Source organism: Pseudomonas sp. Irchel s3h17 (assembly GCF_900187505.1).
Classification (GTDB): Bacteria; Pseudomonadota; Gammaproteobacteria; order Pseudomonadales; family Pseudomonadaceae; genus Aquipseudomonas.
The window spans coordinates 72483-78482 of the sequence record NZ_FYDL01000020.1 but is presented as its reverse complement, the minus strand read 5'-3'; the positions used below and the strand labels follow the sequence as shown (position 1 = coordinate 78482).

The 6000-nt window shown below is 58.8% G+C and carries 5 protein-coding genes and 1 pseudogene; 3 read left to right on the top strand and 3 right to left on the bottom strand.

Annotated features, from left to right (window positions below; genetic code table 11):
- Positions 1–219 (top strand): annotated as a pseudogene (locus CKW25_RS26850) (hypothetical protein); the annotation flags it as partial.
- Positions 220–341: 122 nt separating this feature from the next.
- Here CKW25_RS26850 and tyrS read toward each other — a convergent pair.
- Entirely contained in the window at positions 342–1541 is a 1200-nt protein-coding gene (gene tyrS / locus CKW25_RS23395; RefSeq protein WP_095082992.1) for a tyrosine--tRNA ligase, read from the bottom strand.
- Between the two features lie 209 nt (positions 1542–1750).
- On the opposite strand from tyrS, the gene CKW25_RS23390 reads away from it, so the two are divergent.
- Positions 1751–3169 carry a peptidoglycan DD-metalloendopeptidase family protein gene (locus CKW25_RS23390; RefSeq protein WP_095082990.1) on the top strand — a complete coding sequence of 473 codons (1419 nt, stop codon included), beginning with the start codon at positions 1751–1753 and terminating at the stop codon, positions 3167–3169.
- 3 nt (positions 3170–3172) lie between these two features.
- Positions 3173–4264, top strand: a complete 1092-nt coding sequence (locus CKW25_RS23385; protein ID WP_095082988.1) for an anhydro-N-acetylmuramic acid kinase — start codon at positions 3173–3175, stop codon at positions 4262–4264.
- A 73-nt stretch (positions 4265–4337) separates the two neighbouring features.
- On the opposite strand, the gene erpA is transcribed toward CKW25_RS23385, so the two are convergent.
- Together erpA and argC are read right to left on the bottom strand one after the other, a co-directional pair.
- A complete protein-coding gene (gene erpA, locus CKW25_RS23380) occupies positions 4338–4688 on the bottom strand; it encodes an iron-sulfur cluster insertion protein ErpA (RefSeq protein ID WP_027617200.1) in 351 nt (116 codons plus the stop codon).
- Between the two features lie 167 nt (positions 4689–4855).
- Positions 4856–5890, bottom strand: coding sequence for an N-acetyl-gamma-glutamyl-phosphate reductase (gene argC, locus CKW25_RS23375; RefSeq protein WP_095082986.1), 1035 nt, complete (start codon positions 5888–5890; stop codon positions 4856–4858).
- Positions 5891–6000 lie beyond the last annotated feature (110 nt).

The window sequence follows — 6000 nt, the reverse complement described above, 5'->3', positions numbered from 1 at the left end:
AAAGAGCGGTTGGTTAAGATCTTTCGTCTCAACCGAGGGGCGCATTCTACAGCAGCCTCTGTTGCTGTCAAGCGGTTATTTTCAGAAGTTTTCAAAGTTTCCCTTGTAACTTCAACCACTTGCGCTTTCGATCTCTCGTCAGCGGGAGGCGAATTCTACAGCGTTACACGCTGCTGTCAACACCTCTTTCTCAACTTCCTTCTGGCTTCGATGACCTGAAGCAACCTGCTGCCTAAAACTGCGTAACTCTTTGTTTGCCAAGGAGTTTTCCGTTTCGACTGCGCCGGAAGTGGGGCGAATTATAGACAGATAAAATTCGCCGTCAACCCCTTATTTCAGCTTTACTCGGATTTGAGCGTAATGCGAGCAAATGCCTTCTTGCCAGCCTGGCAAACGTGGGTCGCGCCCAGTACGTATATAAAGGAGCGATCAACCACCTCGCCATCGATACGCACACCACCCGAACCCAGCAGATCACGAGCCACCGCCGAGTTCTTCACCAACCCTGCTTTATTAAGGACAGCCGCAATAGGCATATCCTCGGCAGCGAACAGCTCGATCTCAGGCAAGTCATCCGGCAACTCGCCCTCCTTCATGCGATTACCCGCCGCGCGATGAGCGTTCGCCGCAGCCTCTTCACCATGGAAGCGCGCAACGATCTCTTCAGCCAGCTTGATCTTGATGTCCCGCGGATTCGCGCCCGCCTCGACATCGGCGCGCAAGGCATCGATGTCATCCATCGAACGGAAGCTGAGCAATTCGAAATAGCGCCACATCAGCGCATCCGGAATCGACACCAGCTTGCCGTACATGACGCCCGGCGCTTCCTGGATACCGACGTAGTTGCCCAAGGACTTGGACATCTTCTTCACGCCATCCAGACCTTCAAGCAGAGGCATGGTCAAAATGCACTGAGCCTCCTGACCATAGCTGCGCTGCAGCTCGCGCCCCATCAGCAGGTTGAATTTCTGATCCGTACCGCCCAACTCGACGTCCGCACGCAACGCTACCGAGTCATAGCCCTGAACCAGCGGATACAGGAACTCATGAATAGCGATAGGCTGGTTGGTCGAGTAACGCTTGTTGAAGTCATCGCGCTCGAGCATGCGAGCCACGGTGTACTGCGAGGTCAGGCGAATGAAATCCGCCGGCCCCATTTGGTCCATCCAGGTGGAGTTGAACGCCACCTCGGTCTTGGCCGGATCAAGGATCTTGAACACCTGAGTCTTGTAGGTCTCGGCATTTTCGAGAACCTGCTCGCGAGTCAACGGCGGACGCGTAACGCTCTTGCCGCTCGGATCCCCGATCATCCCGGTGAAGTCACCAATCAGGAAGATGACCTGATGCCCCAGGTCCTGGAACTGACGCAGCTTATTAATAAGCACCGTATGGCCCAGGTGCAAATCCGGCGCGGTCGGATCGAAGCCAGCCTTAATACGCAGCGGCTGGCCGCGCTTGAGCTTCTCGACCAGCTCGGACTCGACCAACAATTCTTCCGCACCACGTTTGATCAGCGCTAGCTGCTCTTCAACCGACTTCATAACCAACCTGCAAGGCTCAGATTCAAAGGGAACCAACCATACAAGATCGCGCACCAAATACAAGTTTTGCCCGGCGCACGGACACCAATCCACGAACAGAGCATCCGCGGCTTGCTTAAGAGACGATTTGGTTATATTTTATACAGTTATTTCATCTTCATCATGTTGTTCATTTCTTCCATATCATCTTTTCCAAAGTCAAATTACCTATGACCACAGAACCGTCTAAAGCGCCTCCGCTTTATCCGAAGACTCACCTGCTCGCGGCAAGTGGCATTGCCGCCCTGCTCAGCCTGGCACTCCTGGTGTTTCCATCCAGTGACGTCGAAGCCAAAAAGACAACCCTGAGCCTTGAGCTGGAAAGCCCTGCTGAACAATTGACACAAGATCAAGACGCTGCTGACGCCGTTCAAGCCACAAACGAACCCGTACAATCTCCCTTTGCTCAGATTGAAAACAGCACCGACGACACCCAGCAGACGGCTCAAGCAGCCCCTGCACCGGTAGTTGAAGAAAAGAAAAACCCCAGCCACAAAGAAGTCGTAGTCGCCAAAGGGGACACGCTTTCCACGCTATTTCAAAAAGTAGGCCTGTCGTCCACGCTGGCAAGCGAAATCCTGGCCAGCGACAAGCAAGCCAAGCAATTCACCCGGCTTAAACGCGGCCAGAAGCTCGAGTTCGAACTCGACTCCGACGGCCAGCTCACCCAGCTGCACAGCAAGATCAGCGATCTTGACAGCATCAGCCTGAGCAAAAACGCCAAGGGCTATGCCTTCAGCCGCACCACGGCCAAGCCAACCGTGCGCTCCGCCTATGTACATGGCGTAATCAACAGCTCGCTGTCGCAGTCCGCCGCACGCGCAGGCCTGTCCCACAGCCTGACCATGGACATGGCCAGCGTGTTTGGCTACGACGTCGACTTCGCCCAGGACATTCGCCAGGGCGACGAATTCGATGTGATCTACGAACAGAAAGTCGTCAACGGCAAAGCCGTCGGCATCGGCCCGATCCTGTCCGCCCGCTTCACCAACCGCGGCAAGACCTACACCGCCGTGCGCTACACCAACAAGCAAGGCAACAGCAGCTACTACACCGCCGACGGCAACAGCATGCGCAAGGCGTTCATCCGCACGCCGGTGGACTTCGCCCGTATTAGCTCGCGCTTCTCCATGGGACGCAAGCATCCAATTCTGAACAAAATACGCGCCCACAAAGGCGTCGATTACGCCGCCCCTCGTGGCACGCCGATCAAGGCGGCCGGCGACGGCAAAGTACTGCTGGCTGGCCGTCGTGGCGGATACGGCAATACCGTTGTCATCCAGCACGGCAACTCCTATCAGACCCTGTACGGCCACATGCAAGGCTTTGCCAAAGGCGTGAAGACCGGCGGTAGCGTCAAGCAGGGCCAGGTGATCGGCTACATCGGCACCACCGGCCTCTCGACAGGCCCACACTTGCACTATGAGTTCCAGGTCAACGGCGTTCACGTCGATCCTCTGGGCCAGAAGCTGCCGATGGCAGACCCGATCGCCAGGAACGAGCGTACGCGCTTCCTGCAACAGAGCCAGCCGCTGATGGCGCGCATGGATCAAGAAAAGGCCACGATGCTGGCTTCGAGCAAGCGCTAAGCCATGGCGCTCTATATAGGTGTGATGTCCGGTACCAGCCTTGACGGCCTGGACATTGCACTGATCGAGCAAACAACGGCGATCAGGCTGATCGCCACTCACTACATCCCGATGCCCGACCCCCTGCGCACCGAGCTGCTCGGCTTGTGTGCCAGCGGGCCCGACGAGATCGCCCGCTCCGCGATTGCCCAGCAGCACTGGGTCGCACTGGCCGCCCAGGGCATCAATACCCTCCTGGCCGATCAACAGCTCAGCGCCGCTGATATCCGGGCCATCGGCAGCCACGGCCAGACCATTCGCCATGAGCCGGCGCGGGGTTTTACCGTTCAGATCGGCAACCCTGCCCTGCTCGCCGAATTGACCGGTATCACCGTGGTCAGCGACTTCCGTAGCCGCGACGTGGCGGCTGGCGGGCAAGGCGCCCCCCTCGTCCCGGCCTTTCATGAAGCCTTGTTTGAGCAACGCGCCGGCAACCGTGCGGTTCTGAACGTGGGCGGTTTCAGCAACCTGAGCCTGATCGAGACTGCCAAGCCGGTCTCGGGCTTTGACTGTGGCCCCGGGAATGTCCTGCTGGACGCCTGGATCCACCAGCAACGCAACGAAACGTTTGACCGCGATGGCCAATGGGCGGCCAGCGGCACAGTCGAGCCGGTCTTGCTCAAAGCCTTGCTCAGTGACCCGTTCTTCCTGACCAAGGGCCCGAAAAGCACTGGCCGCGAAGTGTTCAACCTGCACTGGCTGACACAGCACCTGGCGCAACTTCCCGCGTTCCCAGCGCAAGACGTGCAAGCCACCTTGCTGGAATTGACCGCACTGACCATCGTCGAATCACTGCAAGCGGCACAGGCCAACACACAGGAACTGCTGGTGTGCGGCGGCGGCGCCCATAACATGACGCTGATGGCCCGCCTTGCCAGCCTGCTGCCCAATGCCCATGTCGACAGTACGACCGCTTACGGCGTAGACCCGGACTGGGTCGAAGCCATGGCCTTCGCCTGGCTGGCCCACTGCTGCCTCGAAAGCATTCCAGCCAATCGCCCTAGCGTCACCGGCGCACGCGGCCTGCGAGTGCTTGGCGCCATCTACCCCGCCTGAACAGCAGACAGCAAAACGCCGCATGGCCGTGAAGCCATGCGGCGTTGAGTACCGCTGATACCGCCCTGATCGATCAGATCGAGAACGAAGAACCGCAGCCACAGGTCGTGGTCGCATTCGGGTTCTTGATCACAAACCGCGAACCTTCCAGGCCTTCCTGATAATCCACCTCAGCGCCGGCCAGGTACTGATAGCTCATCGGATCGACGACCAGGCTGACACCCTCGCGCTCGACGATGGTGTCGTCATCGGCCACTTCTTCATCGAAGGTAAAGCCGTACTGAAACCCTGAACAACCACCGCCCGTAACGAATACGCGCAGCTTCAAGCGATCATTACCCTCTTCATCGACCAGGCTCTTCACCTTGTGCGCGGCACCGTGGGTGAATTGCAAAGCCGTGGGGGTGAAGGATTCGACGCTCATGCTGACTATCTCCCGGCGTTACGCCGCCATAATGCGTGATGACGCGCATTATCCGCTTCTCCCAGAAAATCGGTCAACTATTGTTATGGTATAGCAATCAACAGAATCGAACCCTCAGACAGCAAAAAGGCCCATTTAACGGGCCTTTTGGCTGAACGGGATCGTGTTTAAGGCAACATCCCGGCGTGAGACAGCCCCAGGCGCTCATCCAGGCCAAACAGGATGTTCAGGTTCTGCACCGCCTGACCGGACGCGCCCTTGACCAGATTGTCGATCACCGACAGGACCACCACCAGATCGCCATCCTGCGGACGGTGAACCGCAATTCGGCAAACGTTGGCGCCACGCACGCTACGGGTTTCCGGATGGCTGCCGGCCGGCATGACATCGACGAATGGCTCGTTGGCATAACGCTTTTCAAACAGCGCCTGCAAGTCCACCGAACGGTCGACAACGGTGGCATAGAGCGTCGAGTGGATACCGCGAATCATCGGCGTCAGGTGCGGAACGAAGGTCAGCCCCACATCTTTACCCGCCGCGCGGCGCAGGCCCTGGCGAATTTCGGGCAGGTGACGATGACCTTTTACCGCGTAGGCCTTCATGCTTTCCGAGGTCTCGGAGTACAGCGAACCGACGGCGGCGCCACGACCGGCACCGCTGACGCCGGATTTGCAGTCAGCGATCAGGCGCGTGGTATCGGCCAGGCCGGCTTCGAGCAAGGGCAAAAAGCCCAATTGCGTGGCGGTCGGGTAGCAACCTGGCACAGCAATCAGGCGAGCCTGCTTGATCTGCTCGCGATTGACTTCCGGCAGGCCGTAAACAGCCTCCTCCAGCAGTTCTGGCGCACCGTGCGGCTGGTTGTACCACTTGGCCCACTCATCGGCATCCTGCAGGCGGAAGTCGGCCGACAGGTCGATGACCTTGGTCCCGGCCGCGAGCAATTCGCCCGCCAGCGCGTGAGCCACGCCATGGGGTGTGGCGAAGAACACCACGTCGCAAGCGCCCAGGGTCTTGACGTCCGGAACGCTGAACGCCAGGCCGTCGTAGTGGCCGCGCAGGTTCGGGTACATGTCGGCAACGGCCAGGCCGGCCTCGGATCGGGAAGTGATCACGACCACTTCTGCTTGCGGATGCTGTGCCAACAGACGCAGCAATTCGACACCGGTGTAACCCGTGCCGCCGACGATACCGACCTTGACCATAAACCTGCCCTCAACGAACCCACTGGAAAGCCGTCGATGATAGGGTGCGCCCGGGCCTGCGACAACCGTCAAGGTGACGTACGGAGGCTCAAGCCTCTACTATCTCGTTA